The 22,274-nt window shown below is 47.8% G+C and carries 19 protein-coding genes; 14 read left to right on the forward strand and 5 right to left on the reverse strand.

The features are described from left to right. From dnaA to K9N75_RS00060, 11 genes are all read left to right on the forward strand, one after another. Positions 1 to 1,401, forward strand: coding sequence for a chromosomal replication initiator protein DnaA (gene dnaA, locus K9N75_RS00005; protein ID WP_008815726.1), 1,401 nt, complete (start codon positions 1 to 3; stop codon positions 1,399 to 1,401). Positions 1,402 to 1,425: 24 nt separating this feature from the next. Then, positions 1,426 to 2,526 carry a DNA polymerase III subunit beta gene (dnaN, locus tag K9N75_RS00010; RefSeq protein WP_004093991.1) on the forward strand — a complete coding sequence of 367 codons (1,101 nt, stop codon included), beginning with the start codon at positions 1,426 to 1,428 and terminating at the stop codon, positions 2,524 to 2,526. A gap of 158 nt (positions 2,527 to 2,684) precedes the next feature. Continuing rightward, positions 2,685 to 3,761, forward strand: a complete 1,077-nt coding sequence (recF, locus tag K9N75_RS00015; RefSeq protein WP_004093995.1) for a DNA replication/repair protein RecF — start codon at positions 2,685 to 2,687, stop codon at positions 3,759 to 3,761. Positions 3,762 to 3,791: 30 nt separating this feature from the next. Further along, complete coding sequence (gyrB, locus tag K9N75_RS00020; RefSeq protein WP_061059374.1) at positions 3,792 to 6,206, forward strand: DNA topoisomerase (ATP-hydrolyzing) subunit B; 2,415 nt, start codon at positions 3,792 to 3,794, stop codon at positions 6,204 to 6,206. Positions 6,207 to 6,349: 143 nt separating this feature from the next. Continuing rightward, positions 6,350 to 7,165: a sugar-phosphatase gene (gene yidA / locus K9N75_RS00025; RefSeq protein WP_114445953.1), complete on the forward strand. Its 816-nt coding sequence runs from the start codon at positions 6,350 to 6,352 to the stop codon at positions 7,163 to 7,165. 724 nt (positions 7,166 to 7,889) lie between these two features. Further along, complete coding sequence (gene dgoR, locus K9N75_RS00035; protein WP_008815729.1) at positions 7,890 to 8,588, forward strand: D-galactonate utilization transcriptional regulator DgoR; 699 nt, start codon at positions 7,890 to 7,892, stop codon at positions 8,586 to 8,588. After that, complete coding sequence (locus K9N75_RS00040; RefSeq protein ID WP_224452102.1) at positions 8,585 to 9,487, forward strand: 2-dehydro-3-deoxygalactonokinase; 903 nt, start codon at positions 8,585 to 8,587, stop codon at positions 9,485 to 9,487. The genes dgoR and K9N75_RS00040 overlap by 4 nt, the downstream gene beginning before the upstream one ends. Beyond that, complete coding sequence (locus K9N75_RS00045) at positions 9,471 to 10,088, forward strand: 2-dehydro-3-deoxy-6-phosphogalactonate aldolase (RefSeq protein WP_224452103.1); 618 nt, start codon at positions 9,471 to 9,473, stop codon at positions 10,086 to 10,088. The genes K9N75_RS00040 and K9N75_RS00045 overlap by 17 nt, the downstream gene beginning before the upstream one ends. Next, positions 10,085 to 11,233, forward strand: a complete 1,149-nt coding sequence (dgoD, locus tag K9N75_RS00050; protein ID WP_224452104.1) for a galactonate dehydratase — start codon at positions 10,085 to 10,087, stop codon at positions 11,231 to 11,233. The genes K9N75_RS00045 and dgoD overlap by 4 nt, the downstream gene beginning before the upstream one ends. A gap of 232 nt (positions 11,234 to 11,465) precedes the next feature. Continuing rightward, a complete protein-coding gene (locus tag K9N75_RS00055) occupies positions 11,466 to 12,758 on the forward strand; it encodes an MFS transporter (protein WP_008815733.1) in 1,293 nt (430 codons plus the stop codon). Positions 12,759 to 12,945: 187 nt separating this feature from the next. Further along, positions 12,946 to 14,229, forward strand: a complete 1,284-nt coding sequence (locus K9N75_RS00060) for a YidR family protein (protein ID WP_224452105.1) — start codon at positions 12,946 to 12,948, stop codon at positions 14,227 to 14,229. A 40-nt stretch (positions 14,230 to 14,269) separates the two neighbouring features. On the opposite strand, the gene K9N75_RS00065 is transcribed toward K9N75_RS00060, so the two are convergent. Next, complete coding sequence (locus K9N75_RS00065; RefSeq protein WP_020303920.1) at positions 14,270 to 14,605, reverse strand: YceK/YidQ family lipoprotein; 336 nt, start codon at positions 14,603 to 14,605, stop codon at positions 14,270 to 14,272. Between the two features lie 352 nt (positions 14,606 to 14,957). Here K9N75_RS00065 and ibpA point away from each other — a divergent pair, with 352 nt between their 5' ends. The 3 genes from ibpA (at position 14,958) to K9N75_RS00080 (ending at position 17,435) form a co-directional block, all read left to right on the forward strand. Further along, positions 14,958 to 15,371, forward strand: coding sequence for a small heat shock chaperone IbpA (ibpA, locus tag K9N75_RS00070; protein WP_004094024.1), 414 nt, complete (start codon positions 14,958 to 14,960; stop codon positions 15,369 to 15,371). 128 nt (positions 15,372 to 15,499) lie between these two features. Then, positions 15,500 to 15,970: a small heat shock chaperone IbpB gene (gene ibpB / locus K9N75_RS00075; RefSeq protein ID WP_064575538.1), complete on the forward strand. Its 471-nt coding sequence runs from the start codon at positions 15,500 to 15,502 to the stop codon at positions 15,968 to 15,970. Between the two features lie 181 nt (positions 15,971 to 16,151). Continuing rightward, positions 16,152 to 17,435 (forward strand): valine--pyruvate transaminase, encoded by a 1,284-nt coding sequence (locus tag K9N75_RS00080; RefSeq protein WP_008815738.1) that lies wholly within the window; start codon positions 16,152 to 16,154, stop codon positions 17,433 to 17,435. Between the two features lie 64 nt (positions 17,436 to 17,499). Here K9N75_RS00080 and K9N75_RS00085 read toward each other — a convergent pair whose 3' ends face one another. The 4 genes from K9N75_RS00085 to K9N75_RS00100 form a co-directional block, all read right to left on the reverse strand. Beyond that, positions 17,500 to 17,868, reverse strand: coding sequence for a YibL family ribosome-associated protein (locus K9N75_RS00085; protein WP_039185120.1), 369 nt, complete (start codon positions 17,866 to 17,868; stop codon positions 17,500 to 17,502). Between the two features lie 115 nt (positions 17,869 to 17,983). Beyond that, entirely contained in the window at positions 17,984 to 18,538 is a 555-nt protein-coding gene (locus tag K9N75_RS00090) for an MltR family transcriptional regulator (RefSeq protein WP_223283597.1), read from the reverse strand. Positions 18,539 to 18,703: 165 nt separating this feature from the next. Continuing rightward, positions 18,704 to 19,861 carry a mannitol-1-phosphate 5-dehydrogenase gene (locus K9N75_RS00095; protein ID WP_008815741.1) on the reverse strand — a complete coding sequence of 386 codons (1,158 nt, stop codon included), beginning with the start codon at positions 19,859 to 19,861 and terminating at the stop codon, positions 18,704 to 18,706. A gap of 119 nt (positions 19,862 to 19,980) precedes the next feature. Continuing rightward, positions 19,981 to 21,966 (reverse strand): PTS mannitol transporter subunit IICBA, encoded by a 1,986-nt coding sequence (locus K9N75_RS00100; protein WP_008815742.1) that lies wholly within the window; start codon positions 21,964 to 21,966, stop codon positions 19,981 to 19,983. Positions 21,967 to 22,274 lie beyond the last annotated feature (308 nt).

Genomic DNA, 22,274 nt, shown 5'->3' on the forward strand with positions numbered 1-22,274 from the left:
GTGTCACTTTCGCTTTGGCAGCAGTGTCTTGCCCGATTGCAGGATGAGTTACCTGCCACAGAATTTAGTATGTGGATCCGTCCTTTACAGGCGGAACTGAGTGACAATACCCTGGCGCTGTATGCTCCTAACCGTTTCGTATTGGATTGGGTTCGTGACAAATATCTCAACAACATCAACGGATTGTTGAACGATTTTTGTGGTAGCGACGCACCTGTTCTCCGTTTTGAAGTTGGAACCAAACCTGCGACGGCTGCTATACCCGTTCAAAGTCCGGTGATGGCCAGTGTTTCAGCGCCGGTCATTCAGACTGCGGCTCGCAACGTGGCGCCTATGCGTCCTAGTTGGGATAACTCTCCCGCGCAGCCTGAATTGTCTTATCGCTCGAATGTGAATCCTAAGCATACGTTTGATAACTTTGTTGAGGGTAAGTCTAACCAACTGGCCCGCGCGGCGGCGCGTCAGGTGGCTGATAATCCTGGGGGTGCTTATAACCCGCTGTTCTTATACGGTGGTACGGGTTTAGGTAAAACTCACCTTCTGCATGCGGTAGGTAATGGCATTATGGCTCGCAAAGCCAATGCTAAAGTGGTTTACATGCACTCTGAGCGTTTTGTTCAGGATATGGTCAAAGCCCTGCAAAATAACGCAATCGAAGAGTTCAAACGTTACTATCGTTCCGTTGATGCTCTGCTTATCGATGATATCCAGTTTTTTGCCAACAAAGAGCGTTCGCAGGAAGAGTTCTTCCATACCTTTAACGCTTTGCTTGAAGGTAATCAGCAAATTATTCTGACGTCAGACCGCTATCCAAAAGAGATTAATGGCGTAGAAGATCGTCTGAAATCGCGTTTTGGTTGGGGGCTGACCGTAGCCATTGAGCCACCAGAGTTAGAGACACGCGTTGCGATTCTGATGAAAAAAGCTGATGAAAATGACATTCGTCTGCCGGGCGAAGTCGCCTTTTTCATCGCAAAACGTCTACGCTCTAATGTACGTGAGCTTGAGGGCGCACTGAACCGAGTGATTGCGAATGCCAACTTTACCGGCCGCGCTATTACCATCGATTTTGTGCGTGAAGCGCTACGTGATCTGCTTGCCTTGCAGGAAAAACTCGTCACCATCGATAATATCCAGAAGACGGTGGCTGAGTATTATAAAATCAAGGTGGCAGACTTACTGTCTAAACGTCGTTCCCGCTCAGTTGCCCGTCCGCGTCAAATGGCGATGGCGTTAGCAAAGGAGCTGACTAACCACAGCTTGCCAGAAATCGGTGATGCTTTTGGTGGTCGTGACCATACAACGGTCTTGCATGCCTGTCGTAAGATTGAACAGCTGCGTGAAGAAAGCCACGACATCAAAGAAGATTTTTCTAATTTAATCAGAACGTTGTCATCCTAATCAAATAACAGTCATCGTAGCGATATGAAATTTATTGTTGAACGTGAACATCTGCTAAAGCCGTTGCAACAGGTGAGCAGCCCGCTGGGTGGCCGACCAACGTTGCCTATTCTTGGTAATCTGCTGTTGCAGGTTGAAGACGGCCATCTATTGCTGACAGGCACCGACCTTGAAATGGAAATGATCGCCCGAGTTCCTCTTGCTCAAGAGCATGAGACAGGGGCAACAACGGTACCTGCGCGTAAGTTTTTCGATATCTGCCGTGGTCTGCCAGACGGTGCGGAAATCACCGTTGTTTTAGACGGCGATCGCATGCTGGTACGTTCTGGGCGTAGCCGCTTTTCTCTGTCTACGCTGCCTGCTGCTGATTTCCCTAATTTGGATGACTGGCAGAGCGAAGTGGAATTCACGCTGCCACAGGCGACGCTGAAAAAGCTGATTGAGGCAACTCAATTCTCTATGGCTCATCAGGATGTGCGCTATTACCTGAACGGTATGCTGTTTGAAACCGAAGGTGAAGAGTTGCGCACCGTGGCGACCGATGGTCACCGCCTTGCGGTATGTTCAATGCCTATTGGTCAGAGTGTGCCGAGCCATTCCGTCATTGTGCCGCGTAAAGGTGTTATGGAGTTGTCCCGTTTGCTGGATGGTGGTGAAACGCCGCTACGCCTGCAAATTGGTAGCAACAATATTCGTGCTCATGTAGGTGGTTTCATCTTTACTTCTAAGCTGGTCGACGGTCGTTTCCCTGACTATCGCCGCGTATTGCCGAAGAATCCGGACAAAACGTTAAAAGCAGGTTGTGATGAGCTCAAGCAAGCATTTGCACGTGCTGCCATTTTATCCAATGAAAAATTCCGTGGCGTACGTCTGTATGTCAGCCATAACCAGCTGAAAATTACGGCGAATAACCCTGAGCAGGAAGAAGCGGAAGAAATTCTAGACGTCAACTACGAAGGAACCGATTTAGAAATCGGTTTTAACGTGAGCTACGTTTTGGATGTGCTCAACGCTCTCAAATGCGAAGACGTGCATATGCTGCTGACTGACTCAGTATCCAGCGTACAGATTGAAGACGCGGCCAGCCAGTCGGCGGCCTATGTAGTCATGCCAATGCGCTTGTAACCATACCCATCATACTTCGAACTGCACGTGCGTTGGCTGCCTTCGTTCACCCAGTCACTTACTGACGTAAGATGCTGGGGATTCGCTCAGTGACCACCTTCTTGCAGCCCGAATTTTTTAGGGTATATGAATGTTGGCTTTGCTCGGAATAGCTTTTGATGGCTTTAACGCGTCTGACGATCCGCGATTTTCGCAATATTGAGTCTGCGGATCTCGCTCCCGCTGAGGGATTCAACTTTCTGGTCGGTGCTAACGGCAGCGGAAAAACCAGCGTGCTCGAAGCTATCTATACGCTGGGGCATGGGCGGGCTTTTCGTAGCTTGCAGGCAGGGCGAGTGATTCGTCACGATCAGAATGAATTTGTGCTGCATGGCCGCATTGATACCGGTGCCGAGCGTGAGCTTTCGGTCGGACTGAGCAAAAGTCGGGCGGGTGATAGTAAAGTGCGTATTGACGGTAGTGATGGGCATAAGGTGGCTGAGCTCGCGCAAATGTTGCCGATGCAGCTTATCACGCCGGAAGGTTTTACTTTATTGAATGGCGGGCCAAAGTTTCGGCGCGCTTTTCTCGACTGGGGATGTTTTCACAGCGACCCTGGTTTTTTTGTTGCTTGGAGCAATCTTAAGCGGTTACTCAAGCAGCGTAACGCGGCGCTTAGACAGGTTACGCGTTACTCTCAACTACGTCCTTGGGATCAGGAATTGATTCCGCTGGCTGAACGTATTAGTGCATTACGCGCGCAGTACAGCGCGGCGATAGCGGAAGATATTAGCGCTACCTGCGCGCAGTTTCTGCCTGAGTTTGCGCTAACGTTTTCATTCCAGCGTGGTTGGGATAAAGAAAGCGACTACGGAGAGTTGCTGGAGCGTCAATTTGAACGCGACAGAGCTCTGACCTATACCGCAGTGGGTCCACACAAGGCTGATTTCCGCATCCGGGCAGAAGGTACACCGGTTGAGGATTTACTTTCCCGTGGACAACTGAAATTACTGATGTGCGCGCTGCGTTTGGCACAGGGTGAATATCTTACCCGCCACAGCGGTCGCCGTTGCCTGTACCTTATCGATGATTTTGCTTCTGAGCTGGATACCGGTCGCCGACGTTTATTGGCCGACCGTTTGAAGGCAACTGGCGCGCAGGTTTTTGTGAGCGCAGTAAGTGCAGAACAGGTCTCCGATATGGTTGATGAAAAGGGCAAGATGTTCCGCGTGGAACAAGGTAAAATAGCGGTTTAATCACAGTTTTTTAATGAGCGAGAAAGGCTGATGTCAAATACTTATGACTCCTCAAGTATCAAGGTATTAAAAGGGCTGGACGCCGTGCGTAAACGCCCGGGCATGTACATCGGTGATACCGATGACGGAACCGGTCTGCACCATATGGTATTCGAGGTGGTGGACAACGCGATTGACGAGGCGCTCGCTGGCTACTGTAAAGACATTATCGTTACCATCCATAGCGACAACTCGGTGTCGGTGCAGGATGATGGCCGTGGTATTCCTACTGGCCTGCATGAAGAAGAAGGTGTTTCTGCCGCTGAAGTTATCATGACCGTGCTGCATGCCGGTGGTAAGTTTGATGATAACTCCTACAAAGTTTCTGGCGGTTTGCACGGCGTGGGTGTTTCCGTGGTTAACGCCTTGTCTGAGAAACTGGAATTGGTTATCCGCCGTGAAGGTAAAGTTCACGAGCAGACCTACGCGCATGGCGTACCTCAATTCCCTCTGAAAGTGGTTGGTGACACTGAAACGACCGGTACAACCGTGCGTTTCTGGCCAAGTATGGAGACGTTCTCCAATCATACTGAATTCCAGTATGACATTTTGGCTAAGCGCTTGCGTGAGCTCTCTTTCTTGAACTCCGGCGTGTCTATCCGTCTGCGTGATAAACGCGACAACCGTGAAGATCATTTCCACTATGAAGGCGGTATCAAAGCGTTCGTAGAGTATCTGAACAAGAATAAAACGCCGATCCATCCAAACGTGTTCTATTTCTCTACCGTGAAAGATGATATCGGCGTTGAAGTGGCGTTGCAGTGGAACGATGGCTTCCAGGAAAACATCTACTGCTTTACCAACAACATTCCACAGCGCGACGGTGGTACTCACTTGGCCGGTTTCCGTGCCGCGATGACACGTACCCTGAATAGCTATATGGAAAAAGAAGGCTACAGCAAAAAAGCCAAAGTTAGCGCCACCGGTGACGATGCGCGTGAAGGTTTGATTGCGGTTGTTTCTGTTAAGGTTCCAGATCCTAAGTTCTCTTCTCAGACTAAAGATAAGCTGGTTTCTTCTGAGGTGAAAACTGCGGTTGAAACCCAGATGAACGAACTGCTGGCCGAATATCTGCAAGAAAATCCGGGCGATGCAAAAATTGTCGTTGGCAAAATCATTGATGCGGCTCGTGCGCGTGAAGCAGCGCGTAAAGCGCGTGAAATGACACGTCGTAAAGGCGCATTAGATTTAGCCGGTCTGCCGGGCAAACTGGCTGACTGTCAGGAACGCGACCCAGCCCACTCTGAACTGTACTTAGTGGAAGGGGACTCTGCGGGCGGCTCTGCAAAACAGGGGCGTAACCGTAAGAATCAAGCGATCCTGCCGCTGAAAGGTAAAATCCTGAACGTCGAGAAAGCGCGTTTCGATAAAATGCTTTCTTCTCAGGAAGTTGCCACGCTGATTACCGCACTGGGCTGTGGTATCGGTCGTGACGAATATAACCCTGACAAGCTGCGTTATCACAGCATCATCATCATGACCGATGCCGACGTCGACGGTTCGCACATTCGTACGCTGCTGTTGACCTTCTTCTATCGCCAGATGCCTGAAATCATCGAACGTGGTCATGTGTTTATTGCTCAGCCTCCACTTTATAAAGTGAAAAAAGGCAAGCAAGAACAGTACATTAAAGATGACGATGCGATGGATCAGTACCAGCTTTCTATCGCCTTGGATGGCGCTGAGTTGCACATTAATGCGGATGCGCCAGCGATGTCCAACGAGCATTTAGAGAAGTTGGTGACCGAGCACTATCAGGTTCAAAAACTGATTGGTCGTATGGAGCGTCGTTATCCTAAGGCGCTGTTGAACCAGTTGATCTACCATCCAACGTTGGTGGAAGCTGATCTTGGCGATCAGGCTAAAGTTCAGCAGTGGATTGAGTCTCTAGTGAATATCCTGAACGAGAAAGAAGTTCACGGGAGTACGTACTCTGCGATTGTGACTGAAAACCGCGAGCGTCAGATGTTTGAACCGTCGCTGCGTATTCGTACTCATGGGGTTGATACTGATTACCCATTGGACTTCGATTTTATTCACGGCGCGGAATACCGTCGCATCTGCAACTTGGGCGGTACGCTGCGTGATATGATCGAAGACGGTGCGTTTGTGATGCGTGGTGAACGCCGCCAGCCGATTACCAGCTTCGAGCAGGCATTGGAGTGGTTAGTGAAAGAGTCTCGCCGCGGTCTGGCTATCCAGCGCTACAAAGGTCTGGGTGAAATGAACCCAGAGCAGCTGTGGGAAACCACCATGGATCCGCAAAGCCGTCGTATGTTGCGTGTTACTGTGAAAGATGCTGTGGCCGCTGACCAGCTATTCACCACATTGATGGGCGATGCGGTTGAACCTCGTCGTGCATTTATTGAAGAGAATGCTCTGCGTGCAGCAAACCTAGACTTCTAATCTTAAAGAAGTTAGCGAGAAGGGACGATTTATCGTCCCTTTTTTTATGTATTTGATCCTCATTTTTACCTCTCATAAGCAATGACAACCTGACCTAGATTGATTACCGTTACACTATTATTTTGATCCGAAGGGAAAATGTGATGTCGATTAAACTGATTGCTATAGATCTGGATGGAACCTTACTTAATAACGATCGGGCGGTTGCCCCTGCGGTGAAACAGGCTATTTTGGCGGCTAAAGCTCAGGGCGTACACGTATTGCTGGCGACGGGACGTCCGTTTATCGGCGCGCAGCAATATTTACGAGAGTTGGAGTTGGATAAAACGGGATGCTACTGCCTCTGCAATAACGGCGGTCTAATTGTTCATGCCGAAAATGGGGAACCGCTGTTCGAAACGCTGCTCGATAATGCCGACTATCTATATCTCGAATCACTATCTCGTCAGGTTGGCTCTCATTTTCACGCACTCGATCATCACAAGCTGTATACCGCAAACCGTGATATCAGCAAATACACCGTTCACGAGTCGTTTATCACTGGGATTCCACTATATTTTTGTCCTGCTGATGAAATGGATAAAGATATTCGATTCCCAAAAGTCATGATGATTGACCACCCTGAAGTGCTTGATGCAGCGATTGCGCGTATCCCTCAGGAAGCTTACGAACGCTATACCATGATGAAAAGTAGCCCTTATTTCCTAGAAATTCTGAACAAAGATGCAGATAAAGGGAAAGGCGTTGCACGCATGGCTGAATTCCTAAATATTCCACGTGAAAATGTGATGTGTATTGGCGATCACGGCAACGATTTGGCGATGGTAAAATATGCAGGCGTTGGTGTGGCGATGGGAAATGCTGAACCTTCCATTAAGGAAGCTGCTCAGTTTGTTACCACGACCAATCAGGAAGATGGCGTGGCTGTAGCAATCAACAAATTTGTATTTGAGAAGTAGAAGAGTCATTGAGTTTTTTTATAATTTCGCAACAGGGTGCTGGTTTTGACCTTTCAGTTACCGTCAGTTCTGTGAAAGGTTTCGTACGCCCATAACACCGAGTATCTCCTAAGCATCGTGTCTGCGTCCGAGCAAGGCGGCTCAATCGCCGCCGCCTTGCATCCCGGCTTGGCACCCCCTACCAGCCCGCTGCGCGGGTGCCCTCGTTTCATCATTTCGGTCTTAACGGAACGAACGGCAATCGCCATCCTGGCTCCTCCGTTCTTTCGCCTACATCTCTGTAGGCGAATCCTAACCTGCATGATTTACTCGGCTGAAGGTGCTCACACTTCAAATACACCTCACATCCCGTACGAGAAGAAAGCAAAACGGTGTAACTCGTACCTTCGGGCGCAAGGCCTGATGAGCCTGCATGATGTTTTCGAATAGGGTAGGCATCGTGTTTCCTTGTTTTTTCAATACTAAACAGATCAGTAAATCAACGCCTACAAATTGAACTAATTAGCCCGACAAATAAACCCCAGATGATTAAGAGCAGTAAACTGTCAATAATTGTCTATTTTGTGATCCAAATTGTAGTACCAAATTATATTTTAACAATACAATGTGTGCATTGGTGAGTGTGATTGGTTTTTGTTTTGTACTTCACTGATGCGGTTATTTTATTCGTTTGGCGGTAAAGTATTGAGCGATTAGCCCATCTCTATCCAAATGGAAAAATACAATGAACAAGACTGAATTGAGCAAAACCGACCGCATCATCGTTGAAATGGGACGACAAATTATCAGTGGGAAGTATGTCCCTGGAGCGGCGCTACCTGCGGAGGCGGAGTTATGCGAAGAGTTTCAAACATCGCGCAATATTATCCGCGAAGTATTTCGTGCGCTTACCGCTAAGCGATTGGTTGAGGTGAAACGGTATCGAGGGGCTTTTGTTGCGCCTCGTAACCAGTGGAACTACTTGGATACTGATGTTCTGCAATGGGTACTTGCAAATGATTATGACCCTCGTCTGATTAGCGCATTGAGTGAGGTACGTAATCTGGTCGAGCCGTCAATTGCTCGTTGGGCTGCTGAAAGAGCAACGTCTAGCGAGTTGGCGGTCATTGAGGCCGCATTAAATGACATGACAATGAACCACCAAGATTTTGATGCATTTAACGAGGCAGATATTCGTTTCCATGAAGCCGTATTGTCGTCGGTACATAACCCAGTGTTACAGCAGTTAAGTGTTGCGATTAGCTCTCTGCAACGGGCTGTATTTGAACGTACTTATATGCCAGATGAAGACAACATGCCGAGAACATTACGTGAGCACCAAACTCTGTATGACGCAATCCGTCATCAGAATGCTGATGCAGCAGAGAAAGCAGCATTAGCCATGATCGCCAGCTCGACAAGGCGTTTAAAGGATGAGACATGAGTGAAAATTTTATAGCGATTGATTGGGGCTCGACAAATTTACGAGCATGGCTTTATGTTCAAGGGTTGTGCGTTGATTTTCTAAGCTCAGAATCCGGTGTCACTCGTTTACAAGGGCAGACGCCACAACAGGTTTTTAGTCACCTGATGCAGCCGTGGTTCCAAGATTATGGTGATCTTCCGGCTATTATGGCGGGAATGGTTGGCAGCAATGCCGGATGGCAGGTTGTTCCGTATCTGCCCTGCCCAGTTGCATTAGGTGAGGTCACTCAACACCTGACAACAATCCGATCACCAAATTCTTCAGTGATCCACATTATTCCTGGGTTATGTATTAATCGTCCCGATAATTCCAATGTGATGCGTGGCGAAGAAACGCAGATTATAGGCGCTCACCAATTACACAAATCCTCACGTTATTTAATGCCGGGTACGCATAGCAAATGGGTGCAGATGTCAGGGGATTATGTTGATGATTTTCGCACGGTGATCACGGGTGAATTGCATTATTTACTGCTTCAACATGGGCTTATTGGCGTAGGTATCGGTGAGCAGCATGTCTCACAGGACGCATTCCGGCAGGGGTTGGACATCGGATTTAATGATGCTGGCGTGATACGAAATCTGTTTGAGGTCCGTGCGGCACATCTTCTTGGAAATAGAAGTAAAGGTACGGTGAGCGATTGGCTGTCTGGGGTGCTGATTGGTAATGAGGTTGCACAGATGCAACAGACCTACGCATTACACGCCAGCGACAGTGTGACGCTTATTGGTAGCCCAAAGCTCAATGAACGTTATGTCACTGCTCTGAATTTTGCCGGTATTGCCTATCAAACGATTGACGGTGATATCGCGTTTCAAACCGGAATAAGGAGCATTGCCAATGACTTGGGTTACTAAGTTACCGTTAATTGCGATCTTACGTGGGATTAAACCACAAGAAGTTGAAGAACATATTACTGCGTTATTGGCGGCTGGTTTTGATGCTATAGAGATCCCTTTGAATTCACCAGATTGGGAAAAAAGTATTGCCCTAGCCGTGAAGCTCTTTGGTCATCGCGCTTTAATTGGGGCTGGTACTGTCCTGAAAAGCGAGCAGGTAGATCTACTGCATTCCCTCAACAGTAAACTCGTTGTGACACCGAATACTGCACCCGACGTTATCCGCCGAGGTGTTGGATATCAAATGCAGGTCTGTTGCGGTTGTGCAACGGCAACAGAAGCATTTCAAGCAATAGAGGCTGGTGCGCAGGCGCTGAAAATTTTCCCATCGGCGGCATTTGGTCCTGACTATGTAAAAGCACTGAAGGCGGTTCTCCCTGCAACAATACCCGTGTTCGCGGTGGGGGGCGTCACACCGGAAAACCTGCATGAATATCTTAATGCGGGTTGTGTAGGCGCAGGTTTAGGCAGCGATTTATATCGCGCTGGGCAGGAGGTGCAACGTACGGCTCAACAGGCACAGGCTTATGTGAATGCCTATAAGGATGCGGTGAAATGAAAATTACTAAATTAACCACTTATCGTTTACCCCCAAGGTGGATGTTCCTGAAAATTGAAACTGATGAAGGCATTGTAGGGTGGGGAGAACCTGTCATTGAAGGTAAGGCCAAAAGCGTTGAGGCCGCTGTTCATGAGCTTAGCGAATATATTATTGGTCAGGATCCCGCACGGATTAACGATATTTGGCAGACGCTCTATCGGGGAAGTTTCTACCGCGGTGGCCCTATTCTGATGAGCGCAATTTCAGGCATCGATCAGGCGTTGTGGGATATCAAAGGAAAGGCGTTAGGGGTTCCTGTCTATCAACTGCTTGGTGGTTTGGTACGCGATAAAATTAAGGCTTACAGTTGGGTGGGGGGGGATCGTCCTGCCGACGTTATTGATGGTATTAAGAAGCTGATGGCGGGTGGGTTTGATACTTTCAAGCTCAATGGCTGTGAAGAGATGGGTATTATTGATAATGCTCGCAAAGTTGATGCGGCTATAGCGGTTGTGGCTGAGATCCGAGCTAAGTTTGGCAATACGATTGAGTTTGGTCTCGATTTTCATGGCCGCGTTGATGCGCCGATGGCCAAAATCTTAATCAAAGAACTTGAGCCTTATCGTCCGCTCTTTATCGAAGAACCGGTGCTTGCTGAACAAGCAGAATACTATCCACGCCTTGCTGCCCAGACGCATCTGCCTATAGCGGCGGGGGAGCGCATGTATTCTCGGTTTGATTTCAAGCGAGTGCTAGCGGATGGTGGTTTAGCCATTGTACAGCCCGATCTTTCCCATGCAGGGGGAATTACCGAATGCTTTAAAATAGCGGCGATGGCAGAAGCTTATGACGTTGCTTTAGCACCGCACTGCCCGCTAGGGCCAATTGCATTAGCGTCATGTTTGCATTTGGATTTTGTTGCACGCAATGCGGTGTTGCAAGAGCAAAGCATGGGGATTCACTACAACCAAGGCGCAGAGCTCCTCGACTACGTGGTCAATAAAGAAGACTTCAACATGGTTGATGGGTATTTTTCACCGCTCATGAAACCAGGCCTTGGCGTTGAAATTAATGAAGAGAAGGTGATCGCATGCAGTAAGAATCCACCAGACTGGCATAACCCGGTTTGGCGATACTCTGATGGTGCCGTTGCTGAATGGTAATTAACTTTCGTCATTGAACTTGTATCTGCGTTAGCTACTTTTGGTCACCCGAATCATTTGCTTGCCGCCGTGATACAAATCTAATTTTTTAGTTAACCATAGAAGTTAAAAATACGAATAACAATAACAAATAGTCGATGGCGTATTTTCTCCGCCGGGGATTCGTGCGCCTAAAAATCGCCTGAGCTAACAGGCTAATAAAAATATAATTAATCCGATAAGTGAGAAGAACATGAGTGATATAACACTATCTTCCGCACCAACTAAAAGGCGTTATTTAACGCTACTGATGATTTTTGTGACTGTAGTAATTTGCTATGTTGACCGTGCTAATTTAGCCGTGGCTTCGGCACATATTCAGGCCGAATTTGGTATTAGTAAATCAGAAATGGGATATCTCTTTTCTGCTTTTGCATGGACATATACTTTGTGCCAAATACCTGGTGGCCGTTTTCTCGATCGTGTAGGTGCAAAAACAACCTATTTTGTTGCCATTATGGGATGGTCTATAGGGACTTTATTTCAGGGATTTGCCAATGGTTTAGTCTCGCTTATCACACTGCGAGCGGTGACTGGAATGTTTGAGGCTCCCGCATTTCCTACCAATAATCGTATCGTAACCAGTTGGTTTCCTGAGCAAGAGAGAGCATCCGCGGTCGGTTTTTATACTTCTGGCCAGTTTGTTGGGCTCGCATTTCTGACACCGTTACTGATTTGGTTGCAGGAAATGACCAGTTGGCATTGGGTATTTATTGTTACTGGTGCGGTAGGTATTCTCTGGGCGGCTTTATGGCGTTTTGTCTATCAGCCTCCGCGTAAAAGTAAATATGCTAATCAGGCAGAGCTTGACCATATTGCTAACGGTGGCGGTATGATTGATGGTGATGTTGCGGCAGGTAAAAAAATGGCTGCGCCGTTAACCATATCAGACTGGAAATTGGTATTTCATCGTAAACTGGTCGGGGTTTATATTGGTCAGTTCGCCATCGCCTCGACGTTGTGGTTCTTCCTGACGTGGTTCCCTAATTACCTCACGCAAGAAAAGCATATCACTGCTTTGACCGCAGGATTTATGACAACCGTACCGTTTATGGCCGCTTTTGTGGGCGTTATTCTTTCAGGAGTTGTGGCGGATAAACTACTAAAGAGTGGTAAGTCGATTGGTTTTGCGCGTAAGACGCCGATTATTTGTGGTCTATTGTTATCAACCTGCATTATGGGGGCCAATTATACTAATGACCCTGTGTGGATCATGATACTGATGGCATTAGCGTTTTTTGGTAACGGATTTGCATCTATTACGTGGTCGCTCATTTCTTCTTTAGCACCTATGCGTTTGATCGGACTCACCGGTGGCGTATTTAATTTTATTGGTGGTTTAGGAGGAATAACGGTTCCATTAGTTGTTGGTTATTTAGCCCAATACTATGGTTTTGCTCCATCATTAACTTATATTGCGGTGGTGGCGTTAATGGGGGCGCTTTCCTACATATTGTTAGTCGGAGATGTGAAACGTATTGATTAAACCCAATGCTCCCTTGGATTATCTCTGTGGGAGCAGGTCGTTTCTGGTCAATGCCTATCCCCGACAAGACCTCTCGGTCGGTATTTTCTGCCTGAATGAGAAATACATCGGTAAGCTTCTGTGATTGAGGTCTTCGCTTGGTTTATGCTAGTGAGATAATGCGTTTATTTTGCTGAAGGAATCCACCATGTCTCGCTATGCTGAAAAACAGCTCACGTTCGATCCGCGAGGGCACCAGCTCACCAATATTAATGTCTGGACACCTGACAGTGAATGGTTAGCTTACGACGTTCGCCCTAGCGGCTCCTCTTTTACAGGCTTGTGTATTGAGCGGGTCAGGGTGGCTGATGGTCAGGTGGACGTGGTGTATCGTGCTCAGCATGGGGCTCATGTCGGCGTGGTGACGGTTAGCCCACAACAACCAACGCGTTACGTTTTTATTCACGGACCAGAGCATCCAGATTCTCACTGGCATTACGATTTTCACCATCGTCGCGGAGTGATTGTCAGTGAACCCGATAGAGAACTGGCTGAAACGCTAGACGCGATGGATATTACCGAGCCTTATACCGCAGGTGCCTTACGTGGCGGGACACATGTGCATGTTTTCAGCCCTGATGCGACCCGCCTTAGTTTTACCTACAACGATCATGTTATGCATGAAAAAGATGTGGCGCTCGATCAGCGTAATGTTGGTATTGCTTTACCACTGCATGCGGTTAACGTGCCGAAACAGCATCCCCGTGAATATGATGGGAGTCATTTCTGTGTTTTGGTTAGCCAGACAACGCCTCAACCACTGGCGGGAAGCGATCAAATTTCTCGAGCCTATGAAGAGGGTTGGATTGGCGACGAAGGCTATTTAAAGCCAGACGGAACCCGTCAGCGTTGGGCATTGGCTTTTATCGGTGACACTGTGGCTCAAGATGGTCAAAAAATCCCTGAAATATTTGTAGTCGATTTACCTGCGCAGGATTCGGCTTACGCCGAGGCCGGAAAATATCCACTTCAGGGCACGGCTGACAGATTACCTGCTCCGCCTGCCAGTGTTCAGCAGAGACGAATCACTTTTACCCATCAGCGTAAGTATCCAGGGTTGGCCACGACACCACGCCATTGGCTGCGATCTTCTCCCAACGGGGATGAAATTGCCTTTTTAATGCATGATGATGCGGGGATTGTACAGCTATGGACAATATCCCCTAACGGGGGCAACCCTCGTCAGATTACACATGGGAAACATTCAGTGCAGTCTGCGCTAAGCTGGCATCCTAATGGCGAGTCGTTGTTCTTCGCGATGGATAACAGCATTGTGCGCTGTAGTGCAAAATCTGGAGAGATTACCCGTTTGACGTTGCGTTCTGAACAACCGCCATGTGCTGAATCTGTGGTTGTCTCACCGGATGGAAAAAAAGTTGCCTATATGCGTGAGATAGACGGTTGGCCACAGCTATTTGTGGTGAATCTATGATAATAGCGTGCCTGAGCATTTGGCTTAGACACCGCTCTAATCAATGTGATGGTGCAATGTTATTGACTCCGGATGCCTGCTCATTGCGTAAAACACGTGCGCGTGGCGACTCATCTTCGGGGTTAGAATCCGACCGATAATAATCGTAAGGCAACAATAGCGTATCAACTACGGCAGATAATGGTAGGTCTAGTGCGAGAAGTGGCGTCATAGCCCAGCCAGTGTCCTCATGTTTGAGCATTTTGACGTCGTTTTTTGCACCCGAATAGTATCCCTGATTCGGTCCAACACGGGTCATGACGCTGGAACAGCCTCCAGCCATCAGCGCGGAGCTGGTAAGCAGAGATATCGTCAAGCATCTAATCCGTTGTTTCATAAATCCATCCCAATAGTGGCCGTGTATACGAAAGCCAAAGTTGTTGTGTTATAGCATCTATGTCGGAAAATCGACAAACCCACCTATTCGCTCTGTGGTTGTTCTCTCATTTCATACAAAAATGTAACAATATTCCAGTTATGCCTTGCCAGTTTATGACCTCTGCTTTAGGGAATCGTGCGTTCTGAAAAAATTTAAATTTCGCGTCTTGAAAAATTATTGACTGACACCATCTTATTAGCAGGCCAATGAGAAATATGCCGTAAGGGTATTTCGGCCGTGATTTAAATATAGTCTGTCCATGATGGAAGGCTATTTTTCCTCGCTGATTTTATTAGGAGGCATATTTTTTATGCGCAATTTCGATCTCGCACCACTTTACCGTTCTGCTATCGGTTTCGATCGCCTGTTTAATTTAATTGAGTCTGGTCAGAACCAGTCTAACGGTGGATATCCTCCATACAACGTTGAGCTCGTTGACGACAATCACTATCGTATTTCTATTGCCGTGGCCGGATTTGCAGAGCATGAACTGGATATCACCGCGCAATCTAATACTCTGATTGTAAAAGGTTCTCATCAGCCATCAGACAAAGAACGCACCTACTTATATCAGGGGATCGCTGAGCGTAATTTTGAGCGCAAATTCCAACTGGCCGAACATATTCAAATTAAAGGTGCCAACTTGGAAAATGGGCTGTTATATATCGATTTAGAGCGCATTGTTCCAGAAACACTGCAGCCGCGTAAAATTGAGATTAAGTAATTTAGTGTAGTCCGTTATATGTAAAGAACAAATAATTTTGCCTGCCTGCGGGGGGCTGAAGGTCGGCTGTTATCATCAAATGAAGCAGCCGAAAATATTATCTCGCTTCTTAGAAGGAGTATATATCTATGCGTAATCACGATCTTTCTCCATTACTTCGTCAGTGGATTGGTTTCGATAAGTTAGCAAATGCGATGCAGAGCAGCTTAGAACCCCAAGGGTTTCCGCCCTACAACATTGAGAAAAGTGACGACAACCACTATCGCATCTCTCTGGCCTTAGCTGGATTTAAGCAGAGTGAGCTGGATATTGAAGTTGAAGGCCCGCGCTTAACCGTGCGTGGCAACCCAGCTCAGTCAGAGAAACCGGTTGAATATTTACATCAGGGGCTGGTGTGCAAAGCCTTCGATCTGACATTCACCTTGGCAGAACATCTGACTGTGGATGGTGCCAAATTTGAAAATGGGCTGCTGAATATTGATCTGGTGCGTAACGTACCTGAAGCCTTGCAGCCTCAGCGCATCGCGATAGGTGGGCATACAACGCCTCCAGCGCTGGAGCAAAGTCAGGCTAGCGATGTAGAAACCAGCAACCAATAATACCGATTGATGTACCCCTCTCTATCTTTTTGGCGCAGGAAACTGCGCCTTTTTTTATTCCGTAGTTTTCATTTTTCCCAGAGTTATCTAAAAACAGGGTAATTTCCCGTGGGTTGTTCACCTAAGGCGTAGCAGGTATGGTGTCGGTTGGCTCCCATAATAATGACCTGCGATTGTTATCATGACTTTTTCTGTATTTGGCGACAAATTTACCCGCTACGCGGGGATTACCCGTCTGATGGACGATCTGAATGATGGCCTGCGTACACCAGGCGCCATTATGCTTGGTGGCGGCAACCCGGCCAAAATCCCTCAGATGACGGATTATTTCACTCAACTTTGTGCGGATATGCTGCGCGAAGGTAAGTTAACCGACGCATTATGTAATTACGATGGCCCACAGGGTAAAGATGCGCTTCTGCAAGCGTTGGCAAAAATGCTGCGCGATGAGTTTGGTTGGCAAATAGAAGCACAAAATATTGCGCTAACAAATGGTAGCCAGAGTGCATTTTTCTACTTATTTAATTTATATGCTGGACGATTTGCTGATGGCTCACGTCGACGTGTTCTATTCCCACTGGCTCCCGAATACATTGGCTATGCAGACGCAGGGTTAGACGAAGATCTGTTTGTTTCTGCTAAGCCGACTATCGAGCTGCTGCCTGAAGGTCAGTTTAAATATCACGTCGATTTTGAGCACCTTAACATTAGCGACGATGTGGGGCTGATTTGTGTTTCGCGTCCAACGAACCCGACAGGAAACGTTTTAACAGACGAAGAGCTCATTCGTCTTGATGCCATGGCGCAGCAGCGCAACATTCCATTATTGATTGATAACGCCTATGGGTTGCCTTTCCCTGGCATTATATTTTCTGACGTCAATCCGCTGTGGAATCCAAACATTATTCTATGCATGAGCTTGTCCAAACTTGGTCTGCCGGGATCGCGCTGTGGAATTGTTATTGCTGATGAAAAAATAATTAGCGCCATCAGTAACATGAACGGCATTATTAGCCTATCACCTGGCAGTCTCGGTCCAGCCGTTGCGCTCGAAATGATAGAGCGTGGTGACTTACTTCGTTTATCGAATGAGGTGATAAAACCGTTTTATCGCCAACGAGTAGAACAAACTATTGAGGTCTTGCGCCGTTACTTGCCGGAAGAGCGTTGTTTAATTCACAAGCCGGAGGGAGCGATATTCCTATGGTTGTGGTTCGTTGATCTCCCGATAAGTACCGAGATTTTATATCAGCGCCTTAAACAACGCGGGGTTCTGATGGTTCCGGGTCACTATTTCTTCCCAGGACTAGAACACGAATGGCCGCACACACATCAGTGTATGCGTATGAACTATGTGCCTGAACTTGACCAAATCGAGAAGGGCGTACAGATCTTGGCTGAAGAGGTTGAGCGTGCGCACCGAGAAGACGCGGGGAAGAAGAAACGTTATGTTGGAAAACGTTAGTTAATCTGTATCAATAAAAAAAGCCCCGCAATTGCGGGGCTTTTTTTAGCCAGAGTCTGATAATTTAGAACTCTTTTTTAGCGTAACCAGTAACGACTTTTAGGCCCATTTCACGGCCTAACGCCGTCATTGGGTGTACAACTTCAATACCACGTACCGCCTTTTTCAAAGACCCCATGTCGGCTTGTTCTTTTTTGGTGATTTCGCGGCTGAATGGCATCTTTAAAAGCTGCTGTGCTTTGGCACTGAAATGGCTGGCTTGAACTGCGCGCAGACGCTCGATCTCAGCGGTCAGCTTTTCCTGCTCGCTGCGATTTTCATCCAGAGCATGCGTGGTTACAGTGTCAATCTCTTGTAACAACAGGCCTGCTTCTTTACGACGCAGGGCATCCAGCTTGTCGCTAAGGCGTTTAATTTCTGCTTTTTCTTTCATGACGTATCTTCCGGTCATCAATACTTTTGGGGATTAGGAGATAGTTTAACAGTTGTAAGCATTAATGTGGGGATTGGCTGAAAAGAAGACGCTCCCAGTCTTGCAAACTGGGAGCTTAAAAGGCTTTTTTATGGCACAAACGAGTCACTAAGTCGGTGATGCTAAGGACTAGCGTAGAACGGACCATCTGCTGATAGCGCTGTTCCTGCATGTTGGCTAATGAGTCATCAACAACCTCTTCTGGCAGATGCAGCGTGGGTTGTGGTGGCAATGTAGTCATGCAGTGCAGCATATTTATCGGGCCAAGGATCTCGTCATCGGTAAAGCTGTAGATCTTATTCTCATGCTTTAATTCATTATTTAGCGCTAATAAAAGCTCAACGTCTTCATATTCATCGCGGCTAATCACGCCCAAGGCATAGATGAGTTTTAGTCGTACCGGTAAATCCGCCAGCGGACCGCTTCCTTCCAACAATGGTTCCACTGCATATTTCACTGCGTAATCATCTTTCCGAAAGGCTTGGATAATCAGCAGGTCAACCGCCTCAGCCAGTAATCCGACCGTAGCCTGAATGAACCCTGAGACCGTTTGACGAGCATTGAGCCTTTCTAGAATTCGATTCTCAAAAGCCTGATTTTTATAAAGGTCAGCTTCTTCTATTGTTGCCATAATCGATGCTTCACGTTCCGATAACCGCGGGTTTTCTGGTGCCTCGGTTTTTGGAAGGTGCTCTTTTATTTCTGGTTGCGCAGTAGTGCGCATTCGATTCAATTTCATTATACCCTTCTCATTTGGAGCTGCCGCTTCGCTGCAACTCCAATCCTATGGGTTACATCATGCTTGACGTTGCATGGCGTTATACACATTCGCGATCTGTGCGACAAGCTCTGGCTGATCTTCTAGGCCACAAACCTGCTTCACGGTGTGAGTGATGCCTTTCTCATTAAGCAAATATGCCATTTCTTGAGCCTGTGGGTCTTGGTGGCTGCGATAGCTTAATGCCGCCGCAATGCCCATAAGCAGATTGTTGTTTGGCAAACCATACTCCAGCGTTCCTCGCAGTGGTTTGATTAAACGGTCGTTTTCACTCAGTTTACGCAATGGCTGACGTCCCACGCGTTCCACATCGTCATGTAGATAAGGGTTCTCAAAGCGCCCTAAAATCTTTTCGATATAAGCGGAATGCTGTTCTGGGTCAAAGCTGTAGCGTTTAATAAGTACCGCACCACTTTCTTCCATTGCCCCTTTAACAACATCGCGAATAGCCGGATCCAAAATGGCTTCACGAATGGTTTGATAGCCAGCCAGTTGGCCGAGATAGGCGGTGATAGCATGGCCCGTGTTGAGTGTGAAAAGTTTACGCTCAACATAGGCCATAAGATTCGCTGTGGACTCCATTCCTGCAATTTGCGGTAGCTGCCCTTTGAATTGGGTGCTATCGACAATCCATTCGCTGAAGGTTTCAACGGTTACTTCCAATGGATCGTCGTTAGCTGCGGCGCTAGGGGGAACAATGCGATCTACGGCAGAATCCACAAAGCCGATGTGTTCTTCTACCCAAGCATGGAGTTCAGCAGGGATTGCCAGTAAGACGTGCTGTTTAAGCTGGCTGGTACCACGCACCATATTTTCGCAGGCGATAATATTCATTGGCTGATGGTTACCGCTGTTGTAACGGACAATCAAGCCTTGAGCTAGCGTATTGGCGATTTTGCTGAGTACCTGTGGGCCAACCGCAGTGGTGATAATGTCTGCTTGAGCAATCTGCTGAATGGCATCTGGGCTATTACTATGAATGGCGCTGACGCGGTTTACTTGCTCAACGCGCGCATTTTCGCCGACGACATTGACCTGATAACTTTGTTGATGCGCAAGCTGATCGACCAAAGGCTGGTTGACGTCGGCAAATGTTAACTCTGCCTGAGCATCGGCTAAAAGTTTACCGATAAAGCCACGACCAATATTACCTGCACCAAAATGAATCGCTTTCATGATGTTAACCTCGAGAGAATCTATCCGTAAAAAGGGGGCCGGGGGAGGCCCCAAGAACGACACCGACAGCGAAGGCACTTTAGGCCGCTGGCTGCGGTGAACGGTGTCGTGTCATCGCCTTAAGCCGCTTGCTCTCCAGACAGGAGATCTAGGATTTCCTGTACGCTGGTGGTTTGCGCCAGTTTTTCTATGACGCCTTCGTCGTCCAGTGCGTTGGTTAAGCGGGCTATAACCTGAATATGCTCGTTGTTGCGGGCGGCAATGCCGATGACCAGCCGAGCCACGTCATCCGGCTCATCACCGAATCGTACGCCCTGTGGGTATTGGCAAATGACAATCCCGGTGCGGAGCACGCGGTCTTTGGCTTCTACGGTGCCGTGTGGGACGGCAATAGATTCTCCTAGATAGGTTGTGGTTAGCGCTTCTCGTGCCAGCATGGCGTCAATGTAATCAGGTTCGACATAGCCACCGGATACCAGCATTTCACCCGCAAAACGAATAGCTTGTTCTTTATTCTCTGCGGTTAAGTTAAGGAAGATGTTATCTGCGCTAAGCTTGAACAGATTTTCTTCGCGCTCGATTGACTCGAAAGAATCATCGTTGGCTGCAATAATTGTTTGGTTAATAAGGCGATTATCATTGGCTGCATGCGGTAGCTTTGCGGCCAACAAACGGGTGGTTAAATCAGTATACAATCCGCTATCCAGGAAATTGCTCAGTGAAATGTGCATAGCCTGCGGAGCATGACGCATTGCTCGTTCGGTTAAATCCTGATGGGTGATCACCAGATCCACATCGTCTGGCAGGCTATTGATCGCACAGTTAGCGACCGAAATATGATTCAGGCCAGCATCTTTCACCTTTTTGCGCAGAACGCCTGCACCCATCGCGCTAGACCCCATACCAGCATCACAGGCAACGATGATTTTACGCACATGATGCAGATCTTTAGATAAGTCGAGCGTTACGGCCTGCATTACGGGCTGAGGCTGGGTACCAGAAATCTTGCCACCTGATTTAGACTGCTGTTTCATGCCCTGCATACGACGAGTAGCTTCAGCCAAGCCATTGCTCTCTTCATCGCCTACGCGAGCACGTTTAAGCAGCATGGCAGAAGTAAGGAATGACACCAGAGTGGAGGCTAGAATCGACAATATAACGCCAACCAGTGAAGACTTTGGTGTCATTAGCAATACGGCAAAGATAGATCCTGGAGAAGCGGGAGATACCAAGCCAGCATTAAACAGGGTCAAGGTGAAGACGCCGGTCATACCGCCCAAAATGACGGCCAAAATGAGGCGTGGGTTCATCAATACATATGGGAAATAAATTTCGTGAATGCCGCCGAAGAAATGGATTATCGCGGCACCACCGGCAGACTGTTTCGCACTGCCTTTACCGAAGAACATATAGGCTAGCAGGACGCCCAGACCCGGACCTGGGTTCGCTTCGATTAGGAAGAAGATGGATTTGCCAGTTTCTGTTGCTTGCTGAATGCCCAACGGTGAGAAGATGCCGTGGTTAATCGCATTATTCAAGAACAGTATTTTGGCGGGTTCGACAAAGATTGAGGTTAACGGCAGCAGGTTATTTTGCACCATAATGTTAACGCCCGCCGCCAATATCTTAGACAGCGACTCAACCAGTGGTCCAATGGCCATAAATGCCAATATGGCAAGCAGCATACCGATAATGCCTGCGGAGAAGTTATTCACCAGCATTTCGAAACCGCTTTTGATTTTACCGTCGACCCAACGGTCAAAATGCTTGATTGCCCAGCCGCCTAGTGGACCTGCAATCATGGCTCCCATGAACATTGGCATATCTGCACCGACGATCACGCCCATCGTGGTGATAGCTCCCACTACGCCGCCGCGCTCACCACCGATGAGGCGACCACCGGTATAACCGATTAACAGTGGTAGCAGATAGGTGATCATTGGGCCAACCAATTTGGCTAGCGTTTCATTGGGTAACCAGCCCGTGGGAATAAATAGTGCGGTAATCAAACCCCAAGCGATGAATGCGCCAATATTGGGCATTACCATATTGCTGAGGAAGCGGCCAAAATTCTGTACCTTGACCTTGATATCTGGTGATAACATAAAACACCCCTCGTGGTGCGCGCTAAGATGTTGCGCGTCGTAATAGTTGTGGTGGTTTCGCCAAAAACCGTCCTGTCGTTCTGTATGCAAAATCGACTCTATCACGCCGTTTTCATCTCGCGTACCCCGTGGGGTTTTTGTGATCCTGATCTCATTCCATCCCCCTCTTAAGGGGTGTTTTGAGTGATTCAGATCACATAAATAGGCTGAAAGTCTCCTACAAAGTTAAAATAATGTCCTTGCTGGCCTCATTTACGTGATGAAAATCACCTTTATTGTTAGCATCTTTGTTTTTAAATTGTGATTCT

This window comes from Hafnia paralvei (assembly GCF_020150375.1).
In the GTDB taxonomy this organism is placed as follows: domain Bacteria; phylum Pseudomonadota; class Gammaproteobacteria; order Enterobacterales; family Enterobacteriaceae; genus Hafnia; species Hafnia paralvei.